Genomic DNA, 21,654 nt, shown 5'->3' with positions numbered 1-21,654 from the left:
GAACGCCCATGTTCGAACCCGTAGTCGCCACGCTGATTACTTCGATGGCCCGCACCGTCACCGGTGCCCGCAGCCTGTGGCTCGGCTGCGCCCCGGTGCCGGTGCAGCGCATCTACTTCGCCAACCACAGCAGCCACGGCGATTTCGTACTGCTATGGGCCTCGTTGCCGCAGAACCTGCGCAAATTCACGCGCCCGGTGGCCGGCAGTGACTACTGGAACGCCAGTGCCTTGCGCCGCTACATTATCAACCGCGTGTTCAACGGCGTGCTGATCGACCGCGACCGTAAAGACCCTGTGGATAACCCACTGCAACCCATGCTCACGGCCCTGGAAGGCGGCGACTCATTGATCATCTTCCCGGAAGGCACGCGTAATCTGGAAGACGGCCTGCTGCCGTTCAAGAGCGGTCTGTATCACTTGGCAAAAAGTTACCCACAGGCCGAACTGATCCCGGTGTGGATTGCCAACCTCAACCGGGTCATGCCCAAAGGCCGCGTACTGCCGCTGCCATTGCTGTGCACCACCAGCTTCGGCGCGCCGCTGCAACTGGAGGACGGCGAAGACAAGGCCGCCTTCCTCGCCCGCAGCCGCGACGCCCTGCTCGCCCTTGCCCCGGAGCACGTCTGACATGGATAGCCAAACCCTGATGTTATTCGGCGGCATCGGCGCGATCCTGGTGCTCGCCTCCCTGATCGGCCTGATCCTCAAGCTGCGCACGCGCGGTACGCCAAACGCGGTGATCGACAATCTCAACGCGCGCATCAATGCGTGGTGGGTGATGGTGGTCGTGATCGGCATCGCCTTCTGGCTCGGCACCGGCGCGGTGATCCTGCTGTTCTATGCCGTGTCGTTCTACGCCCTGCGCGAATTCCTGACCCTCACGCCGACTCGCCGCAGCGACTACCCGGCCCTGGTGGCCGCGTTCTACCTGGCGTTGCCGCTGCAATACCTGCTCATCTATTCGGATTGGTACGGGCTGTTCTCGATCTTCATTCCGGTGTACGTGTTCTTGCTGCTGCCGATCCTCGCTTCACTGGGGGGCGACAGCACACACTTCCTGGAGCGCGCCTCCAAGGTGCAATGGGGTTTGATGATCGCCGTGTTCTGCGTGTCCTTCGTACCGGCGCTGCTGACCCTCGACATCCCCGGCTACGAAGGTCGCAACCTGTTGCTGATCGCCTATCTGGTGATCGTGGTGCAGTTGTCGGATGTGCTGCAGTACGTGTGCGGCAAGCTGTTCGGCAAACACAAGATCGCGCCTAACCTGTCACCCTCGAAAACGGTGGAGGGGTTTGTCGGCGGGATCCTGCTCTCGTCCCTGATCGGCGCGGCATTGTGGTGGACCACCCCGTTCAGCCCCTGGCAGTCGTTCTTGATTGCGCTGCTGATCAATCTGCTCGGATTTGCCGGCGGCATCGTGATGTCGGCGATCAAGCGCGATCGAGGGGTGAAGGATTGGGGCCATATGATCGAAGGGCACGGAGGGATGCTGGATCGACTCGATTCAGTGTGCTTCGCAGCGCCGATTTTCTTTCATCTGGTGCGCTATTGGTGGACCTGATCCCCAGGCTCCAGAAGCCCAAAAATGAAGATCAAGCATGTGGGAGCAAGCCCGCTCCCACAGTAGAATTTTGTGATGTATTCACGTCATCTTTTATCTCAAAGACGCGTGTAAGATAGCCGCACTTTGCCAGGGATGCTCACCATGTTCGATTCGTTGAAAGCGATCAGCCGCCGTATTGCCGGTGCCTTATTGACCGTGGTGGGGGCCGTTTTCGGTCAATGGCATCCGCCGCGCTGGCTACGCGCCATTGGTCAAGGCCTGGCCAACCTGGGCGGCAAGGCTCGCGCTTATCCACGCCAATCCGGTGCAGCAGTTGTGGGTCTGGCGTTGTTGGCGGGTGCCGGTTTCTATGGCTGGCAGTGGTATTCACATCTGCCCAAACCCCATACCGTGGGTTACTCGCTGCACAAACCGAACCTGACCGATTACACCCAACCACAACCGGTTGTGGATAACTTGCAGGTGCGCTTCGCCGAGTCCGTCGCCCCACTGGCAGCAATTGGCAAGCCGGTGACCCATGGCATCACCCTGAAACCAAACGTAGCGGGTAGCTGGCGCTGGTCCGATGACCGTACGTTGCTGTTCGTGCCGGAAAAAGACTGGCCCATCGATGCTCACTACACCCTCGATATGGGCAAGAAAAACCTGCTGGCCGACGGCGTGCTGCTGGACCAATACAGCACTCAGTTCTCCACCCAACCGTTCCGCGCCACCCTGGCGCAAAACGAGCTGTATCAGGACCCGTCCAACCCGACACTGAAACAGCTGGTGGCGACTTTCCATTTTTCCCACCCGGTAGATGAAGAAAACCTGCGCAAGCGCGTGTCGATCACCCTCGGCAAAGGTTTGGCCTACCGCGACGCGCAGTTGCCCAACCGCCCGGAAATCACCTTCGACGAGAAGAAACTCAACGCCTACGTGCGCTCCGCTGCCTTGGCCACCCCGCTGGAAAGTACGCCGGTCAGCGCCAAGCTCGACGAGGGCATCAAGGCCCGCGACGGCGGCAACGCCAGCACGGCGCCGCTGGTGTCGGAAGTCACCGTACCCGGTCGCTACCGCCTGACCTTCACCGGCGCCGAAGTGAGTTTTGTCGACAACCAACGCGGCGAACCCGAACCGGTATTAATGTTCAGCAGCTCCAGCGCCGTGGCCGACGAAACCATCGCCGGTAAGGTCCAGGCTTGGCTGTTGCCGGAAAAAGCCCAGGACGATACGCGCCCCTATTCCGCCAACGACATCGACGACGCCCTGCTTGCCCGCAGCACCAAGGTCAACCTGACCCACGTGCCCAGCGTCGAACCCCTGAACACGCTGCACGCGTTCAAATTCAAGGCTCCGGCCGGTCGCGCACTGTATGTGCGCGTTCCTGCCAACCTGGAGGCCATCGGCGGCTATCTGGCGAAAAACCCTACGGCATCGCTGATCAGCATGCCGGCGTACCCTCGCACGTTGCAGTTCCTGTCTGACGGCGCGTTGCTCAGTCTCAACGGTGAAAAACGCCTGGGGTTCATGGCCCGTGGCGTACCCGGCGCCCATGTGGAAATCGCCCGCCTGCTGCCCAACCAGTTGCAACACCTGGTGGATCAGAGCAGTGGCAGCTTCGCCCGGCCGAATTTCAGCAACGAATATTTTGATCGCATGGTCGAGCGCCAGGCATTGGAGATTCCCCTGTCATCCAATGACCCGGCGAAAACCGTCTACGACAATGTCGACCTCAGCCCCTACCTCACCGCCAATGGCGGCCGGCGCGGCATTTTCGTGCTCAAGCTCAGCCCGCAGGATGACCCGGCCACGCGCACGTTCGAATACGACCGCAGCAGTACCAGCGACCTGCGTTTCATCGTAGTGACGGATCTGGGCATCATCGCCAAACGCTCCAGCGACGGCAGCCACGATGTGTATGTGCAGTCCATCAGCAATGGTTCGCCGGTGGCCGATGTGCAAGTCGACATCATGGGTCGCAACGGCCTGCCGGTCGCCAGCGGTCATACCGACAGTGAAGGCCATGCGCATTTCGCCAAGCTGGATGAATTGCGTCGTGAGAAAACGCCGCTGATGTATGTGGTCACTCGCGGCAACGATCAGTCGTTCCTGCCGATTGCCCGTCAGTCCCAGCAGCTGGATTTATCGCGCTTCGATGTCGGCGGCTTGCAAGAAGACGGTGCGATTGATCGCCTCAGCGCCTACCTGTTCACTGATCGCGGGCTCTATCGCCCAGGCGAAACCGCGCACCTGGGCATGATCGTGCGCAGCGGCAATTGGAAAGGTGCTCTGCTGGGGCTGCCGGTGGAGCTGCAAATCACCGATCCCCGTGGTCTGGAAGTGATTCGCCAGCCGTTGAAGCTGTCCGCCAGCGGTTTTGAAAGTTTCGATTTCCCCAGCAGTGAAGTCGCCCCCGCCGGCGAATACACCGCGACCTTGCAGTTGATTGGCCAGAAGCAGACACGCACCGATTTGGGCAGCGTGAACTTCAAGGTCCGCGATTTCGAGCCCGACCGCATGAAGGTCAACCTGAGTTTGCACGACACCCCGGTACAGGGCTGGATCCCACCGGACCAGGTGGTGGCCAAGGTCACCGCCATGCACCTGTTCGGCGCCCCGGCAGCCGGCCGGCGGGTCACCGCAAAAATGTCCCTGAGCCCGACGCTCGCGGCATTTGACCGTTACCCCGACTACCGTTTCCGCCTCAATAACGGCCTGGAAGAAACCAACACCGAAGACCTGGCGGAAACCACCGTCGACGACAACGGCCAGGCCGTGCTCGACCTCAACCTACAGCGTTTTGCCAACAGTACCTATCGCTTGCAAGTGATGGCCCAGGTATTCGAAGCCGAAGGAGGCCGTAACGTCGCGGCGCAAAGCGCATTGCTGGTGTCGCCCGCGCCTTACCTGGTCGGTGTGAAAAGTCAGGATTCACTGTCATACGTCGCCAAGGACACCCCGCGTGAAGTGCATTGGCTGGCCGTGGCGCCAGACCTGACGCCACTGGCGGTAGACGGCCTGACCACTGAAGTGGTCGAGCATCGCTATGTGTCGGTACTGGTGAAACAGTCCAATGGCACCTACAAGTACGAGTCGCGCATCAAGAACATCAGCCAGCCGGCCTCACCACTGACGATGACCAAGGAAGGCGCCAAGCAGGCCCTGAACACCGGCACGCCAGGGGATTTCACCCTGCAGTTGAAAGACGCCAATGGCAACCTGCTCAACCAGATCGACTACAGCGTGGCCGGGCGTGGCAACACTTCGCGTTCCCTGGAGCGCAACGCCGAACTGCAACTGCGCCTGGACAAGCGCAGCTATGCCACGGGCGATGAAATCGCCATCAGCCTGCGTGCGCCGTATACCGGTGCCGGTTTGATTACCATCGAGCGTGACAAGGTCTACACCCAGCAGTGGTTCAAGGCCGATAGCACCAACAGCGTGCAACATATCCGCGTGCCGGCCGGGCTTGAGGGCAATGCCTACGTCAACGTGCAGTTTGTGCGCGATATGGGTTCGGCTGAGGTGTACATGAGCCCGCTGTCCTACGGCGTGGTGCCGTTCAGCATCAACCTGGATGCGCGACGCATGGCGCTGAAGGTAGAAGGCCAGGAGAAGATCGAGCCGGGGCAGACCCTGGACATCAAGGTCACCGCCGACCGACCAGGCCGTGCGGTGGTGTACGCGGTGGACGAAGGCATCCTGCAAGTAGCGCGTTATCAGGCGCCGGACCCGCTGGGCTTCTTCTTCCAGAAGCGTGCGCTGGAGGTCGGTACGAGCCAGATTCTTGACCTGATCCTGCCTGAATTCAGCCGCCTGCTCAGTGGGGCGGCGCCCGGCGGTGATACCGAAGGCGCGCTGGCCAACCACCTGAACCCGTTCAAGCGCAAACATCAACCGCCCGTGGCATGGTGGTCCGGCCTGGTGGACTTGCCGGCCGGTGAAACCGTGCTGCATTACCAGGTGCCGGACAGCTTCAACGGCAAACTGCACCTGTTCGCAGTGGCGGTGGACAGCGACAGTGTCGGTGTCAGCGAGGCCAATACCGAAGTGCGTGGCCCAATTGTGATCACGCCGAACGTGCCCGCCTTCGTGGCGCCGGGGGATGTGTTCAACGTCAGCGCCGGGGTGTTCAGCAACCTCGACGCAGCGGCGGATGTGAAGTTTGAAGTGCAGACCAGCGACGGCCTGGCGGTGCAGGGCGGTAAAGGCAGCACCCTGTCGCTGCAACCACGCAAGGAAGGCACCGCCGAGTTCAAGATCAAGGTCGGCGAAACCCTCGGCTCAGCGGACCTGCGTTTTGTCGCAGTGTTGCCCAATGGCAAGCGTATCCAGGTCGCCGAAACCACGTCGATCCGCCCACTGAGTGAACACCGCGTCGCCCTGAGCCTGGGCCGTTTCGACAGCGCCAGCAAAGAGCTCAAGCCGACCCGCGAGCTGTTCAGCCAGTTGCGCGACGTGCAACTGGGCGTAGCGGCATCGCCGCTGGTGTGGGCCAACGGGCTCAAGCATTACCTGGATGACTACGGCTACGCCTGCACCGAACAACTGGTGTCCAAGGCTATGCCGGCACTGATCTGGGGTGGCACCGCCCCCGAAGCCGAGCAGGCATTCAGCGGCGCGGTGCGTATGCTGCGCCAGCGCCAGAACTCGGCCGGCGGCTTCGGTCTGTGGGCTGCCAACCCGGACGTGGCGCCGTACACCAGCCTGTACGCCACCGATTTCCTGATCGAAGCCAGGGAGCGCGGGCTGCCCGTACCGGAAGATCTGTTGGTGCGTTCCAACGCTTACCTGACCGACCTGGCCAATGGTCCAAGCGAAGGTCTGTCGGAATTGCGCAACCGGGCCTACGCCAGTTACCTGCTCAGTCGGCAGGGGATCCTGGTAAGCGGCGCCCTGAGCGATATCCGCGAGCGCTACGAGAGCTACTTCAAGGACAGCTGGCAGAACGACCTGGGCGCAGCCTACCTGGCCGCCAGCTACAAGTTGCTCAAGCAGGATCGCCAGGCCGATACGCTGTTCCGTAAAATCCCGTGGCGCTCGCTTGTGGATAAGTGGGACAGCGACGGCCTGTATTACGACCCGCTGGTACACGATGCCGAACACCTGCACCTGCTGGCGCGGCATTTCCCCGAGTTGCTGGACGAGGTGCCGACAGCCTTGCTGGATAAGCTCGGCAAACGCCTCAACGAGCAGCGCTACAACTCGCTGTCGGCGGCACTGCTGTTGCGTGCGCTGGATAACTATGGCCAACGTGCGCAGAGCGACATGACCCTCAAGGCCACCGCCTGGCTGAGTGACAAGCAGCAGCAATTGCTGGAGATGGCCGGCCAGCCGCCACGCGCTGCCGTGCCGCGCACCACGCAAAAGCTGGTGATGGAGAAAACCGACGGCCCGGCCGCGTTCTACATGCTCAGCGAGGCCGGCTTCGACAAGGGCGCCAAGCTCAAGCCGATCAACAATGGCCTGGAAATCATCCACGAATACCTCGACCTCAAAGGTGAGCCGGTGAGCAAGGTCGCCGTGGGTGATGAGTTCCTGGTGCGCCTGCGTCTGCGCGCCACCGACCGTGATCAGGTGCAACAAGTGGCCGTGGTCGACCTGCTGCCAGGTGGCGTCGAGCCTGTGTATAACCTGCCGCCGGAGCCGGAGCCCGCCAACACCGAGGAAAGTGAAGGCGACGACGCCGAGTACGTGGAAACTGCAGACGGCGACGAAGCGGCGGACGCCTGGCAAGCGCCGATCGGCGAAACCGAGCTGAGCAACTGGCAGCCCGATTACGTGGACGTGCGGGATGATCGAGTGGTGTTGTACGGCACCGCGCTGCGCGACGCAGGGACCTTCGTCTACCGTGTACGCGCCACCAACGCGGGTACCTTCAATACGCCACCGGCTTACGCCGAGGGCATGTACGAAACCACCCTGCAAGGGCGCGGCAAAGTAGGCCAGCTTGAAATTACCAAGCCTTAAACGCGTGACGCCGCTGCTGGCAACGGCAGCGTTATTGGTGGGAGGGCTGGCGGGGCTGCGGTTGTGGCCCCACGCCTCGCTGGAGCAAGCGGTTACGTCGTCACGGGTGGTATTGGCTGACGACGGTTCGCTGCTGCGCATGACCCTGGCGGACGACGGGCAATATCGCCTGTGGCTCCCACTGGAGCGCATGTCACCGTCACTGGTCGAAGCCTTGTTACTCAAGGAGGACCGCAATTTCTACTGGCACCCGGGGATCAATCCCCCGGCGTTGCTGCGCGCGGCCATGGCCACCTACAGCGGCGGCCAGCGCCAGGGCGGTTCGACCTTGAGCATGCAACTGGCGCGACGCCTGTGGGATTTGAACACCCGCCAAGTGCCCGGCAAATTGCAGCAGATGGCCCTGGCCGTTTGGCTGGAAGCACGTTACAGCAAGCACGACATTCTTGAGGCCTACCTGAACCTGGCCCCCATGGGCGGCAATATCGAGGGCGCCGAGGCGGCCAGCCGTATCTACTTCGGCAAGTCGGCGACCCAGTTGTCGTTGTCCGAGGCCTTGGCGCTGGCGGTGATTCCACAGCAGCCAGGGCGGCGCGCGCGCTTTGGGCCGTCATTGCAAAACGCGCGGCTGCGGTTGATGGCCGACTGGCGCGAGACTTATCCACAAGACCCGCGCAACGACAGTTTGCTGGAGTTGCCCCTGGAGGCACGCAACCGCCAGCAGATCCCGTTTCTGGCGCCACACCTGAGTGAACAATTGCTGGCGTCCCAAACCGGCAATGAGTTGAACACCACCCTCAGCCTGCCCTTGCAGCAACTCCTGGAACGCCTGATCAGCGGCTTTATCGCCGAGCGGCGCAGCACCGGTGTGGAAAATGCCACGGCGATCCTGATCGACAGCCGCGACCAGAGTGTCAAGGCGCTGGTGGGCTCGGCCGATTACTTATCCACAGGCATTCATGGTCAGGTCAACGGCGTGTTGTCACGACGTTCGCCAGGGTCGACGCTCAAGCCGTTTTTGTATGGGCTGGCACTGGATCAAGGGGTGATTCATCCCATGAGCATCCTCAAGGACCTGCCCAGTAACTTCGGCTACTTCCAGCCAGAAAATTTCGACGGCAGTTTTGTCGGCCCACTGACGGCACGCGATGCGTTGATCCGTAGTCGTAATATTCCTGCTGTTTGGCTGGCCAGCCAGCTCAAATCGCCTTCGCTGTACGGTTTGCTGCAACGAGCCGGGATCAAGGGCCTGCGCAACGAGAGCCACTACGGCTTGGCCCTGGCCCTCGGCGGCGGCGAAATGACACCTGAGGAGCTGGCACGCCTGTATGTGATGCTCGCGGGTGATGGGCACCTGCGGCCGTTGCGCTATCTGCAGGAACAACCGCAAAGCACCGGCGCACAATTGCTGACGCCTCAGGCCGCCTTCATGGTGCGCGACATGCTGCGCCATAACCCGCGCCCGGACGGCTTGCCGGGCCGCCATTGGCGCACCGCGTGGAAAACCGGCACATCCTGGGGTTTTCACGATGCCTGGAGTGCCGGCCTGGTCGGCCCCTATGTGCTGGTGGTGTGGGTCGGTAACTTCGACGGTCGGCCGAACCCGGCGTTTATTGGTGCCAAGACCGCTGCGCCGCTGTTCTTCCGCATTGCCGACGCCCTGCCACTGGCCTTGCCCAACGTGGTGATCAAAGCCGACAAACCGCCCGCCGGGCTGGTGCGCATCGATGTGTGCACAGCCTCCGGCGAACTGCCCAACCGCTGGTGCCCGCAAACCCGAAAGACCTGGTACATCCCTGGCGTGTCACCGATTCGCGTCTCCAACCTGCACCGACCGGTGCTGATCGATACCCGCACCGGCAAGGCGGCGTGCCCGCCGTTCGATCCGCAATACACGCGTGAAGAAGTCTTCGAGTTCTGGCCCAGCGACGTACAGCGTCTGTACCGCGCAGCCGGCCTGCCCCGACGAACACCGCCCAATGTGATGAAAAACTGCCAACCCAACCGCATCAGTGATTCAAGCGAAGCGCCGCAGATCCGCTCGCCGCTGACGCAGGTCAGTTATCAACTGCGACTGTCCCAACCACAGGAAAGCATCCCCCTGAATGCCAACGCAGCCAGCGATGCGGTGACGTTGTATTGGTTTGCCGACCAGACGTTGATTGGCCAGGGCTCACCGCAGACCACACTGAACTGGCGGCCGGGCAAGTCGGGAGAGTATCGGTTACGGGTCAGTGATGATCAGGGACGCAGTGCGAGCCGGGGGTTGAGGGTGGAGTTTGTGCCGTGAACCGGCACCTCTGTTACCTGACTCAGTAAAACCGCCGGTGAAGATCCGGAAATATCATCTGTGCAAACCAGACGGGAAGCCCGGGATAGATCGAGCGCGACTTTGCCGAAGGCGCTTCAACCACCCCCATATCAATCAACTTCTTAAGCTGATCGCTCGCTACACGGTCATGCAAACCAGAGAAAGTCTTAAAGTCCGCCCGAGCAATTTCACCCTGAGTCAGCAAGATATGGATGGCCTTGGCCATTTCTTGTTTCACTCCGGACTCTACGAATACCCCTTCAAGCCCGATCACCCTCTCAAGTCTCTGGCGTAATGTTACAAGGTCCATCGCTTTCTCCACGTACTCCATCTGATCAATACAGACTTGCAACATGAACTCTACAAACTCGAACAACCCACCTTGAGTCAACTGACCACGACCGTCGAGGTCCCCTCGACGAGGCTGATCAGCAGCGCGCAAGCGCCCATAATATTCTTCCTGCTTTCTCGCCAATCCTCGGGAAAGCGACCAAAGGGGCGATGCGAGTCCCAGACGCATCAGTTGCAAGTGCGTAATCATGCGCACCACTCGGCCATTCCCATCTTCAAATGGGTGAACAAACGCGAGACGATGGTGATAAGAAAGAGAGCTGAGAATGCGTGAAGTCAGGTCAGGTTGCCCACCGTATACATGCTGTAGGCGCTTGAGCATTGGAGTGACTGACTCCCACGCAGGCGCAGCATGGTCCCCTACCAGAACATTACGTTTTGCTGTATCCCGCAATTGGCCGGGCGCGAGTAATCGACCATCACTGAGCCGCAAGTCCTTATCGCCAGCACCTGCAAAAAGCCGGCGATGTATCACAGACATAAATTCAGGGGCAAAGAAAACGCCCCAAGGCGCGTCAACTGCTTTTGGTCGTCGTACCACCCGCTCTAGCAACTCCTGAACGCCGATATGACTTTCCGCCAATTCGCGCAACTCTTTGGAGTCACGCCTCGGCACTCGCGCAGACAAGGTTGCAGGCTCCGTATACTGGCCTTCGATCAGGTTGCTGTAATAGCTATTGGTGATTCGCATCAGCCCACCGATACGCGTGGCGGTGTTTTCGGGGAGTAAGCCAGTGAGTTTTCCTGCACGGAACGACAGCGTCTCCGCCGTACGTAAAATCGACGCAGGGAAACCAGGAGATGGCCAGATAGGCTCCAACCAGTGATTTCCGGATATGAATTGCTGCGCCATTTTTCTCACCTTATTCCGATTTATTTTCGGATCTATTTCCCCCTAATCTCCAATAATAACGGGATGATTCGACATTTTTATACAACTATTTAGTAGAGAATTTTCCGATTTATTTTCTGATTATTTAAACCTATGCAATAAGCTCCACATAACTCGATTCCCCTCCCCCCGTCGCCCCCGATAACCAGCCCCATTTGAAATGCAACGTGGTATGTCCGGCGGCGTCGACGCCGAGGGTGCCACGCGACCAACCGCACAGCAGCTCACCTTCCACGGTCAGGCACTGATAAAGCAACTCGATAGTGTCCGGGCCGGTCACTCGCCCGACTTGCGTGCCCAGCCGAATCCGACCGCCCTGGTAGGTGCCGGAAATGGCCTCACCCTCGACCAGGTAATGAAACACCGTACCCGCGCCGGATAGCCCGTGGGCGTTATTGGCGACGGTGAATCGGCGGTTGTTCAAGCGCTGGTGAATCTGGGAAGGGGTTTGCATCGAAGTGGCATCCTTGCGCGGGAAGCCTGGAGACCCAGGACGGGTCTCCAAGGTGCAGCGGGTTACTCCACAGTCACCGACTTCGCCAGGTTACGCGGCTGGTCCACGTCGGTGCCTTTGAGCACGGCCACGTAGTACGACAGCAACTGCAGCGGGATGGTGTAGAGGATCGGCGACAGGGTGTCGTGGATGTGCGGCATATTGATGACGTGGGTGCCTTCACCGTTGGCCATGCCGGCCTTCTCATCGGCGAACACGATCAGCTGGCCACCGCGAGCGCGTACTTCCTGCAGGTTGGATTTGAGCTTCTCCAGCAGTTCGTTGTTTGGCGCCACGGTGACGACTGGCATGTCGTCATCGACCAGGGCCAGCGGGCCGTGTTTCAACTCACCGGCCGGGTAGGCTTCAGCGTGGATGTAGGAGATTTCCTTGAGTTTCAGCGAACCTTCCATCGCTACCGGGTACTGCGCACCACGGCCGAGGAACAGGGTGTGGTTCTTGTCGGCGAACAGTTCGGCGACTTTTTCCACGGTGGCATCCATCGCCAGGGCTTCGCCCAGACGGGTTGGCAGGCGGCGCAGTTCTTCAACCAGGGTCGCTTCAAGGCCTTCAGCGAGGGTGCCGCGCACCTGGCCCAGGGACAGGGTCAGCAGCAGCAGAGAAACCAACTGGGTGGTGAAGGCTTTGGTGGAGGCCACGCCGATTTCACGACCCGCCTGGGTCAACAGGGTCAGGTCGGATTCACGTACCAGGGAGCTGATGCTGACGTTGCAGATCGCCAGGCTACCGAGGAAACCCAGCTCCTTGGCGTTACGCAGTGCAGCCAGCGTGTCGGCGGTTTCGCCGGACTGGGAGATGGTCACAAACAGGGTGTCAGGTTGCACCACCACCTTGCGGTAGCGGAACTCACTGGCCACTTCGACTTGGCACGGGATGCCGGCCAGTTCTTCCAGCCAGTAACGGGCGACCATACCGGCGTGGTAGCTGGTACCGCAGGCGACGATCTGTACGTTGCGCACTTTGGCGAACAGTTCGGCGGCCTGCGGGCCGAATGCATTGACCAGCACTTGGTTCTGGCTCAGGCGACCTTCCAGGGTACGTTGCACCACGGACGGTTGCTCGTGGATTTCCTTGAGCATGAAGTGGCGGAATTCACCCTTGTCAGCTGCCTCGGCGCCATCACGGTATTGCACGGCCTCGCGCTCGACAGATTGGCCGTTGATATCCCAGATCTGCACGCTTTCACGGCGAATGTCAGCGATATCGCCTTCTTCCAGGTACATGAAGCGGTCGGTGACCTGGCGCAGTGCCAGTTGATCGGACGCCAGGAAATTCTCACCCAGGCCCAGGCCGATCACCAGCGGGCTGCCACTACGGGCGGCAACCACACGGTCGGGCTGGCTGGCGCTGATCACGGCCAAGCCATAGGCACCGTGCAGTTCCTTGACCGTGGCCTTGAGGGCATTGGTCAGGTCGCTGTGGTCCTTGAGTTTGTGGTTCAGCAAGTGCGCGATGACTTCGGTGTCGGTGTCCGAAGTGAACACATACCCCAGGCCTTTGAGCTGTTCGCGCAGCACTTCGTGGTTTTCGATGATGCCGTTGTGCACCACAGCCAGGTCACCGGAGAAATGCGGGTGAGCATTGCGCTCACACGGCGCGCCATGAGTCGCCCAGCGGGTGTGGGCGATGCCCAGGCGACCTACCAGCGGCTCGCCGGCCAATGCCTGGTCCAACTCACTGACCTTACCTGGGCGACGCATGCGCTCAAGCTTGCCCGCGTTGGTGAAAACCGCCACGCCGGCACTGTCATAGCCGCGATATTCGAGACGCTTGAGGCCTTCGATCAGGATGGCCGTAATACTACGTTCAGCGACTGCGCCAACAATTCCACACATGGTGTTTCTCCTAGATGACTGCCGCGCATATCAGCGTAATGCCGCGGGCTTGGATCTGGTCGCGGGCCTCAGGCGGCAGGCGATCATCGGTAATTAAGGTATGGACGCTGCTCCAGGGCAGTTCCAGGTTGGGAATCTTGCGGCCGATCTTGTCGGACTCGACCATCACCACCACTTCACGAGCGACTTCGGCCATTACGCGGCTCAAGCCGAGCAATTCGTTGAAAGTGGTGGTGCCACGTTCCAGATCGATGCCGTCGGCACCGATGAACAACTGGTCAAAGTCGTAGGAACGCAGCACTTGCTCGGCGACCTGGCCTTGGAACGAGTCCGAATGCGGATCCCAGGTGCCACCGGTCATCAACAGCACCGGCTCATGTTCCAGCTCACTCAACGCACGGGCCACGTGGAGGGAGTTGGTCATCACTACCAGGCCGGGTTGATGACCCAGTTCGGGAATCATCGCGGCGGTCGTACTGCCGCTGTCGATGATGATGCGTGCGTGTTCACGCAAACGCATCACGGCCGCACGGGCAATCGCGCGCTTGTAGGTCGAGATGGGCTGAGCGGCGTCGCCGACCAGTTCCTGCGGCATGGTGATAGCGCCACCGTAACGGCGCAGCAGCAGGCCGTTGCTCTCAAGGGCAGCCAGGTCCTTGCGGATGGTCACTTCCGACGTTTCGAAATGCTTGGCCAATACGTCCACGCTGACTTCGCCCTGCTCATTGAGCAAGGTCAGGATGTTGTGGCGTCGTTGGGGGGTATTTCGTTTCAACATGGTGACGATAAGTTTCGTTTCGAAAGATAACGAACGCAATCAAAACCTATTACCGAAAGATCGTCAAGTAACATTTCTTGAAATGTGGGAGGGGGCTTGCTCCCGATAGCGGTAGATCAGTCAACTCAGGCATCGACTGAAAACCGCCATCGGGAGCAAGCCCCCTCCCACACTGGAGTCTTGTTGCTGGGGAGAGTGTGGATAACTCAGCTCTTTTTGAGCTTGACCGGGCGTTTCCAGCCGTCGATGTTGCGCTGGCGAGCACGGGCTACGCCGAGCTGCAAGTTATCCACATCCTGGTTGATGGTGGAACCTGCAGCTGTGGTCGCGCCATTACCAACTTTCACCGGGGCGACCAGTGAATTGTTAGAGCCGATAAACACATCTTCACCCAATACAGTCTGGTGCTTGTTGGCGCCGTCATAATTGCAGGTGATGGTGCCAGCGCCGATGTTGGTGCGTGCACCGATAACCGCATCACCCAAGTAGGTCAGGTGACCAGCCTTGGCGCCTTGGCCCAGGTGGGCGTTCTTCAGTTCAACAAAGTTACCCACATGGGCTTTGGCTTCAAGCACGCTACCCGGACGCAACCGCGCAAACGGGCCTGCATCACTGCCCTCGCCCATCACCGCGCCATCGAGGTGGCTGTTAGCCTTGACCACCACACCTTTGCGCAGGGTACTGTCCTTGATCACGCAGTTCGGGCCAATCACCACGTCGTCCTCGATCACGACGCGACCCTCCAGAATCACGTTGATGTCGATGAGGACGTCTCGGCCCACGGTGACTTCACCGCGCACGTCGAATCGCGCCGGGTCGCGCAAGGTCACGCCTTGGGCCATCAGGCGGCGACCTTCGCGCAGTTGGTAGTGACGTTCCAGTTCGGCCAGTTGCTTGCGGTCGTTGGCGCCCTGCACTTCCATCGGGTCGTGAGGTTGCTCGGTAGCGACCAGCAAGCCATCGCTGACGGCCATTTCAATCACGTCGGTGAGGTAATACTCGCCCTGAGCATTGTTGTTGGACAGACGGCTCATCCAGTCAGCAAGCTTACTGGCCGGGACCGCCAGAATGCCGGTGTTGCCTTCGGTGATAGCACGCTGGGCTTCGGTGGCGTCTTTGTGCTCGACAATGGCCGCAACCTTGCCGTCGGCGTCACGCACGATGCGCCCGTAGCCGGTAGGGTCGTCCAACTCCACGGTGAGCAGGCCCATCTGGCCGGGTACTACGTGTTTGAGCAGGCGTTGCAGGGTTTCCACTTCGATCAGCGGCACATCGCCATAGAGGATCAGCACCGTGTCGGCACTGATGAACGGCACGGCTTGTGCCGTGGCGTGGCCAGTACCCAGTTGCTTGTCTTGCAATACGAAATTCAAGTCATCCGCGGCGAGACGTTCACGTACCACATCGGCACCGTGCCCGATCACCACGTGAATCCGCTGCGGGTCCAACTGCCGAGCGCTGTGGATAACATGGCCGAGCATGGAGTTCCCCGCGACCGGGTGCAGCACCTTGGGCAGGGCCGAACGCATGCGAGTGCCCTGGCCTGCGGCGAGAATGACGATTTCAAGAGACATGAATGGCTACCAATCCTGGGCGGTCCGAGTTCAGACCAAAGAAGTGTTTTACAAAAAAAGAAAAAGGGTAGCCGAGGCTACCCTTTTTAATCAATCGCGCATGAAGCATGACGGCATGGCCGTTTACTTCTTGCGGATCTGCTGGAGCGTGCGCAGCTGAGCTGCAGCCTCGGCCAGACGTACAGCAGCAGCGCTGTAGTCGAAGTCCGCACCCTTTTCGTTCAGGGCCTTCTCGGCAGCCTTGACGGCTTCCTGAGCGGAGGCTTCATCCAGGTCGCCAGCACGTTGCACAGTGTCGGCAAGTACCTTGACCATGTTCGGCTGAACCTCGAGGAAACCACCAGAGATGTAAAACACCTCTTTTTCCCCGCCTTGCTTGGTCAGAGTGATCGGACCTGGCTTCAAGCTGGTGATCAACGGCGCGTGACCCATGGCAATACCAAGGTCACCGAGTTCGCCGTGTGCAATCACCATCTCTACCAGACCGGAGAAGATTTCCCCTTCCGCGCTGACGATATCGCAATGGACTGTCATAGCCATCTGATTGCCTCAACCTGATGAGCGCCCGTTTCCGGGCGCCTGGATTACAGTTTCTTGGCTTTCTCGATCGCTTCTTCGATGCCGCCGACCATGTAGAACGCTTGTTCTGGCAGGTGGTCGTAGTCACCGTTGAGGATGCCTTTGAAGCCAGCAATGGTGTCTTTCAGGGAAACGTATTTACCCGAAGCACCGGTGAAGACTTCAGCCACGAAGAACGGCTGCGACAAGAAACGCTGGATCTTACGAGCACGGTTTACCAACTGCTTGTCGGCTTCCGACAGCTCGTCCATACCCAGGATCGCAATGATGTCCTTCAGTTCTTTGTAACGCTGCAGCACGTACTGAACGCCGCGAGCGGTGTCGTAGTGCTCCTGGCCGATCACGTTCGGGTCCAGCTGGCGCGAAGTCGAGTCGAGTGGATCGACCGCTGGGTAGATACCCAGGGAAGCGATGTCACGGGACAGAACGACGGTGGCGTCCAAGTGGGCGAAGGTGGTCGCAGGCGACGGGTCGGTCAAGTCATCCGCAGGTACGTATACCGCTTGGATCGAGGTGATCGAACCTTCCTTGGTCGAAGTGATACGTTCTTGCAGAACGCCCATCTCTTCAGCCAGGGTCGGCTGGTAACCTACTGCCGAAGGCATACGGCCCAGCAGTGCGGATACTTCAGTACCGGCCAGGGTGTAACGGTAGATGTTGTCGACGAACAACAGTACGTCGTTACCTTCGTCACGGAACTTCTCGGCCATGGTCAGGCCAGTCAGTGCTACGCGCAGACGGTTTCCCGGCGGCTCGTTCATCTGACCGTAAACCAGTGCCACTTTGTCCAGAACGTTGGAGTCCTTCATCTCGTGGTAGAAGTCGTTACCCTCACGAGTACGCTCACCCACACCCGCGAACACGGAATAACCGCTGTGCTCGATGGCGATGTTACGGATCAGTTCCATCATGTTTACGGTCTTGCCTACACCGGCACCACCGAACAGACCGACTTTACCGCCTTTGGCGAACGGGCAAACCAGGTCGATAACCTTGATGCCGGTTTCCAGCAGATCGTTGCCGCCAGCTTGCTCGGCGAACGAAGGTGCTGGACGGTGAATGCCCCAGCGCTCTTCGGTGTCGATCGGGCCAGCTTCGTCAATCGGGTTGCCCAGTACGTCCATGATCCGGCCCAGGGTCGCTTTACCGACCGGTACGGAGATGGCTGCGCCAGAGTCGACAACGTCCAGACCGCGCTTCAAGCCTTCGGTGGAACCCATCGCAATGGTACGAACTACGCCGTCGCCCAGCTGCTGCTGAACTTCCAGAGTAGTGTCCGCGCCTTGTACTTTCAGCGCGTTGTAGATGCTCGGTACGTTGTCGCGTGGAAATTCCACGTCGATAACGGCGCCGATGATTTGAACGATACGTCCGCTACTCATAGCTGGATCCTCTGAATATTTGAACCGTTAAACCGCGGCAGCGCCGCCGACGATTTCCGAGATCTCTTGGGTGATCGCAGCCTGACGCGCCTTGTTGTAGATCAGCTGCAAATCGCTGATCAGATCACCGGCGTTATCGGTAGCGTTTTTCATCGCGATCATCCGCGCCGCTTGTTCAGCTGCGTTGTTCTCGACCACCGCCTGGTACACCTGCGACTCCACGTAGCGCACCATCAAGCCGTCAAGCAGCTCTTTGGCGTCTGGTTCGTAGAGGTAGTCCCAGTGGTGCTTGAGTTCCTGATCCGGAGTCGCCACCAGTGGAATCAATTGCTCCACGGTTGGCTGCTGGGTCATGGTGTTGATGAACTTGTTGGATACCACGGAGAGACGGTCAATCCGGCCTTCCAGGTATGCATCCAGCATCACCTTCACACTGCCGATCAAATCATTGATCGACGGCTCTTCACCCAGGTGGCTGATAGCTGCAACGACGTTACCGCCGAAGTTACGGAAAAAGGCCGCACCCTTGCTACCAACAACACACAGATCGATCTCGACGCCCTTTTCGCGGTTTACCGCCATGTCCTTGACCAGGGCCTTGAACAGGTTGGTATTCAAACCACCGCACAAACCACGGTCACTGCTCACAACCACATAACCAACGCGCTTTACTTCGCGGTCGATCATGAATGGGTGGCGGTATTCCGGGTTGGCGTTGGCCAGATGCCCAATTACCTGGCGGATACGCTCCGCATAAGGACGGCTAGCAGCCATGCGCATTTGTGCCTTGCGCATTTTGCTGACCGCCACTTTTTCCATGGCGCTGGTAATTTTTTGCGTGCTTTTGATGCTCGCAATCTTACTGCGAATCTCTTTTGCGCCTGCCATGTAACACCTATCAGGTTAGCAAGCGGGAGCCTTGCGGCTCCCGCTGCGGCTTACCAGGTTTGGGTGGCCTTGAACTTCTCGATACCGGCTTTCAGGCCAGCGTCGATTTCGTCATTGAAGTCACCCTTCACGTTGATCTTGGCCAACAAGTCGGCGTGATCGCGGTTGAAGTAAGCAATCAGCGCTTGTTCAAAGCTGCCGACCTTGGCGATTTCGACGTCAGTCAGGAACCCACGCTCAGCGGCATACAGCGACAACGCCATGTCAGCGATCGACATAGGGGCGTATTGCTTCTGCTTCATCAGCTCGGTAACGCGCTGACCATGCTCAAGTTGCTTACGGGTCGCTTCGTCCAGGTCAGAAGCGAACTGGGCGAATGCCGCCAGTTCACGGTACTGAGCCAGAGCGGTACGGATACCACCGGAGAGCTTCTTGATGATCTTGGTCTGAGCGGCACCACCCACACGGGATACCGAAACACCGGCGTTCACAGCAGGACGGATGCCTGAGTTGAACATGGCCGATTCCAGGAAGATCTGACCGTCGGTGATGGAAATCACGTTGGTCGGAACGAACGCGGAAACGTCGCCAGCCTGGGTTTCGATGATCGGCAGAGCGGTCAGGGAACCGGTTTTGCCGGTCACTGCGCCGTTGGTGAACTTCTCTACGTACTCTTCCGAAACGCGGGATGCGCGCTCCAGCAGACGGGAGTGGAGATAGAACACGTCGCCTGGGTAAGCTTCACGGCCTGGTGGACGGCGCAGCAGCAGGGAAATCTGGCGGTAAGCCACTGCTTGCTTGGACAGATCGTCATAAACGATCAGCGCGTCTTCACCGCGGTCGCGGAAGAATTCACCCATGGTGCAACCGGCGTACGGTGCCAGGTATTGCAGCGCAGGAGATTCCGAAGCACTGGCAGCCACGATGATCGTGTTTTTCAGTGCACCGTTTTCTTCCAGCTTGCGAACCACGTTGGCGATGGTCGATTGCTTCTGACCAATGGCTACGTAGACGCAGAAAATGCCGCTGTCTTTCTGGTTGATGATCGCGTCGATGGCCAGAGCGGTTTTACCGATCTGACGGTCGCCGATGATCAGCTCACGCTGGCCACGGCCGACAGGGATCATGGCATCGACAGCCTTGTAGCCAGTCTGTACAGGCTGGTCTACCGACTTACGCCAGATCACGCCTGGAGCAACTTTCTCGACCGCGTCGGTCTCGGTGTTGCCCAGTGGACCTTTGCCGTCAACAGGGTTACCCAGTGCGTCGACTACGCGACCCAGCAGTTCCTTACCAACCGGAACCTCCAGGATGCGGCCTGTGCACTTGGCGCTCATGCCTTCAGCCAGAGACTGGTATGCGCCCAGGATAACGGCACCTACGGAGTCCTGCTCCAGGTTGAGGGCCATACCGTAGACGCCGCCCGGAAACTCGATCATCTCGCCGGACATGACGTCGGCCAGACCGTGAATCCGCACGATACCGTCAGATACGCTGACGACAGTGCCTTCGTTACGGGCTTGGGAGGTCACATCGAGTTTGTCGATGCGGCCCTTGATGATTTCACTTATTTCGGAAGGATTGAGTTGCTGCATTGCTCTGCTGCCCCTTCAAACTCAAGATTTCAATGCTTCGGCAAGTTTCGCGATTTTGCCGCGAATCGAGCCATCGATAACCAGGTCGCCGGCACGGATAACAACACCACCGATCAGTGATGCGTCCTCCGAAGCTTGCAGGCGCACTTCCCGATTGAGTCGTGCACTGAGAACCTTGGCGAGTTTGTCTTGCTGTTCTTGGTTCAATGCAAAAGCACTGGTCACTTCAACGTCTACCGACTTCTCTTCTTCGGCCTTGTACAGGTCGAACAGAGCGGCAATCTCCGGCAAAAGCAGGAGACGGTCGTTTTCGGCAACGACGTGGATGAAGTTCTGCACTTTCACATCAAACTTGTCGCCGCACACTTCAATAAAAGTGGCGGCCTTGTCTGCGCTCGTCAGGCGCGGGGCCTTGAGCACGCGCTGCATGGTGTCGTCTTGCGACACTGCTGCAGCCAGGCCGAGCATGGCTGACCAAGAGGCCAGCTGCTGGTGGGCCTGGGCGTGCTCGAAGGCTGCCTTGGCGTAAGGTCGGGCCAACGTGGTCAGTTCTGCCATGATCGCCCTCGCTTAAATTTCAGCAGCCAGTTTATTAACCAGCTCCGCGTGCGCGTTTTGATCGATTGTGGCACCGAGGATCTTCTCAGCGCCGCCGACCGCCAGGGCACCCAGTTGGGCACGCAGCGCGTCTTTGACGCCGTTCAGTTCCTGTTCGATCTCGGCATGAGCCGAAGCCTTCACACGGTCAGCTTCGACGCGGGCTTTTTCAACAGCCTCTTCGACGATCTGGTTACCGCGTTTCTTGGCTTGCTCAATGATTTCAGCTGCCTGTGCTTTAGCTTCGCGCAGTTGATGACCCGCTTTCTCTTGGGCCAACTCCAGGTCGCGAGCTGCACGGGTGGCAGCGTCCAAACCATCCGCGATCTTCTTCTGACGTTCGTGCAAAGCCGCGATGACCGGAGGCCACACGAACTTCATGCAAAACACTACAAAAATGAAGAACGCAACGGATTGGCCAATCAGGGTTGCATTAATGTTCACGCCAACACCTCGCTCATTCGTTGTCCATCACCCTAATCACTCGAAAATTCGAGTGATTAGCCAGCGAGTTGACCAACGAAGGGGTTCGCGAAGGTGAAGAACAGAGCGATACCAACGCCGATCATGGTCACGGCGTCGAGCAGGCCGGCGACGATGAACATTTTAACTTGCAGCATTGGAACCATTTCTGGCTGACGCGCTGCGCCTTCCAGGAATTTGCCGCCCAGCAGGCCGAAACCAATGGCAGTACCCAGAGCGCCCAGGCCGATCAACAGTGCAACAGCGATAGCGGTTAGACCAACTACAGTTTCCATCTTTCCTCCCGACTTTTACGTCGTATGGTTTAGGTTTTTAGATTTTAAAGCGGTAAAACAAATCGTTTCATAGCCCGCTAGG

16 protein-coding genes are annotated in these 21,654 nt (G+C 59.3%); 4 read left to right on the top strand and 12 right to left on the bottom strand.

The window, feature by feature from the left end; all coding sequences use genetic code 11:
• Window positions 1-8 precede the first annotated feature (8 nt).
• The 4 genes from MJP36_RS02340 (at window position 9) to pbpC (ending at window position 9,808) form a co-directional block, all read left to right on the top strand.
• Complete coding sequence (locus tag MJP36_RS02340; protein WP_161548533.1) at window positions 9-629, top strand: lysophospholipid acyltransferase family protein; 621 nt, start codon at window positions 9-11, stop codon at window positions 627-629.
• A 1-nt stretch (window position 630) separates the two neighbouring features.
• Window positions 631-1,563: a phosphatidate cytidylyltransferase gene (locus MJP36_RS02335; RefSeq protein ID WP_060756585.1), complete on the top strand. Its 933-nt coding sequence runs from the start codon at window positions 631-633 to the stop codon at window positions 1,561-1,563.
• Window positions 1,564-1,707: 144 nt separating this feature from the next.
• On the top strand, window positions 1,708-7,518 hold the full coding sequence (locus MJP36_RS02330; RefSeq protein ID WP_244384786.1) for an alpha-2-macroglobulin: 5,811 nt from the start codon (window positions 1,708-1,710) through the stop codon (window positions 7,516-7,518).
• Complete coding sequence (pbpC, locus tag MJP36_RS02325; RefSeq protein ID WP_244384783.1) at window positions 7,499-9,808, top strand: penicillin-binding protein 1C; 2,310 nt, start codon at window positions 7,499-7,501, stop codon at window positions 9,806-9,808. Before MJP36_RS02330 ends, pbpC begins: the two co-directional genes overlap by 20 nt.
• A 22-nt stretch (window positions 9,809-9,830) precedes the next feature.
• On the opposite strand, the gene MJP36_RS02320 is transcribed toward pbpC, so the two are convergent.
• The 12 genes from MJP36_RS02320 to atpE form a co-directional block, all read right to left on the bottom strand.
• Window positions 9,831-11,033, bottom strand: a complete 1,203-nt coding sequence (locus tag MJP36_RS02320; RefSeq protein WP_244384780.1) for a Fic family protein — start codon at window positions 11,031-11,033, stop codon at window positions 9,831-9,833.
• Window positions 11,034-11,163: 130 nt separating this feature from the next.
• The gene (locus MJP36_RS02315; protein ID WP_244384775.1) at window positions 11,164-11,526 is read right to left on the bottom strand and encodes an avidin-fold protein; all 363 of its coding nucleotides are present in this window, start codon (window positions 11,524-11,526) and stop codon (window positions 11,164-11,166) included.
• A 62-nt stretch (window positions 11,527-11,588) separates the two neighbouring features.
• Window positions 11,589-13,421, bottom strand: a complete 1,833-nt coding sequence (glmS, locus tag MJP36_RS02310) for a glutamine--fructose-6-phosphate transaminase (isomerizing) (protein ID WP_090367819.1) — start codon at window positions 13,419-13,421, stop codon at window positions 11,589-11,591.
• A 10-nt stretch (window positions 13,422-13,431) separates the two neighbouring features.
• A complete protein-coding gene (locus MJP36_RS02305) occupies window positions 13,432-14,199 on the bottom strand; it encodes a DeoR/GlpR family DNA-binding transcription regulator (RefSeq protein ID WP_244384773.1) in 768 nt (255 codons plus the stop codon).
• 206 nt (window positions 14,200-14,405) lie between these two features.
• Window positions 14,406-15,773, bottom strand: coding sequence for a bifunctional UDP-N-acetylglucosamine diphosphorylase/glucosamine-1-phosphate N-acetyltransferase GlmU (gene glmU / locus MJP36_RS02300; protein ID WP_244384772.1), 1,368 nt, complete (start codon window positions 15,771-15,773; stop codon window positions 14,406-14,408).
• 123 nt (window positions 15,774-15,896) lie between these two features.
• Entirely contained in the window at window positions 15,897-16,313 is a 417-nt protein-coding gene (locus MJP36_RS02295) for a F0F1 ATP synthase subunit epsilon (RefSeq protein ID WP_003177061.1), read from the bottom strand.
• Window positions 16,314-16,357: 44 nt separating this feature from the next.
• On the bottom strand, window positions 16,358-17,734 hold the full coding sequence (gene atpD / locus MJP36_RS02290; RefSeq protein WP_060756579.1) for a F0F1 ATP synthase subunit beta: 1,377 nt from the start codon (window positions 17,732-17,734) through the stop codon (window positions 16,358-16,360).
• Window positions 17,735-17,761: 27 nt separating this feature from the next.
• Window positions 17,762-18,622: a F0F1 ATP synthase subunit gamma gene (atpG, locus tag MJP36_RS02285; RefSeq protein ID WP_010207685.1), complete on the bottom strand. Its 861-nt coding sequence runs from the start codon at window positions 18,620-18,622 to the stop codon at window positions 17,762-17,764.
• Between the two features lie 50 nt (window positions 18,623-18,672).
• On the bottom strand, window positions 18,673-20,217 hold the full coding sequence (gene atpA / locus MJP36_RS02280) for a F0F1 ATP synthase subunit alpha (protein WP_060756578.1): 1,545 nt from the start codon (window positions 20,215-20,217) through the stop codon (window positions 18,673-18,675).
• A 21-nt stretch (window positions 20,218-20,238) separates the two neighbouring features.
• Window positions 20,239-20,775, bottom strand: a complete 537-nt coding sequence (locus MJP36_RS02275; protein ID WP_060756577.1) for a F0F1 ATP synthase subunit delta — start codon at window positions 20,773-20,775, stop codon at window positions 20,239-20,241.
• Between the two features lie 12 nt (window positions 20,776-20,787).
• The gene (locus MJP36_RS02270) at window positions 20,788-21,258 is read right to left on the bottom strand and encodes a F0F1 ATP synthase subunit B (protein ID WP_060756576.1); all 471 of its coding nucleotides are present in this window, start codon (window positions 21,256-21,258) and stop codon (window positions 20,788-20,790) included.
• Window positions 21,259-21,314: 56 nt separating this feature from the next.
• A complete protein-coding gene (atpE, locus tag MJP36_RS02265; RefSeq protein ID WP_002555987.1) occupies window positions 21,315-21,572 on the bottom strand; it encodes a F0F1 ATP synthase subunit C in 258 nt (85 codons plus the stop codon).
• Between the last annotated feature and the right edge of the window lie 82 nt (window positions 21,573-21,654).

Origin of the sequence: Pseudomonas palleroniana, from assembly GCF_022836895.1 — a bacterium.
In the GTDB taxonomy this organism is placed as follows: Bacteria; Pseudomonadota; Gammaproteobacteria; order Pseudomonadales; family Pseudomonadaceae; genus Aquipseudomonas; species Aquipseudomonas palleroniana.
Note: the sequence above shows the minus strand (reverse complement) of the source record. Positions and strands in the feature narration are given on the sequence as shown.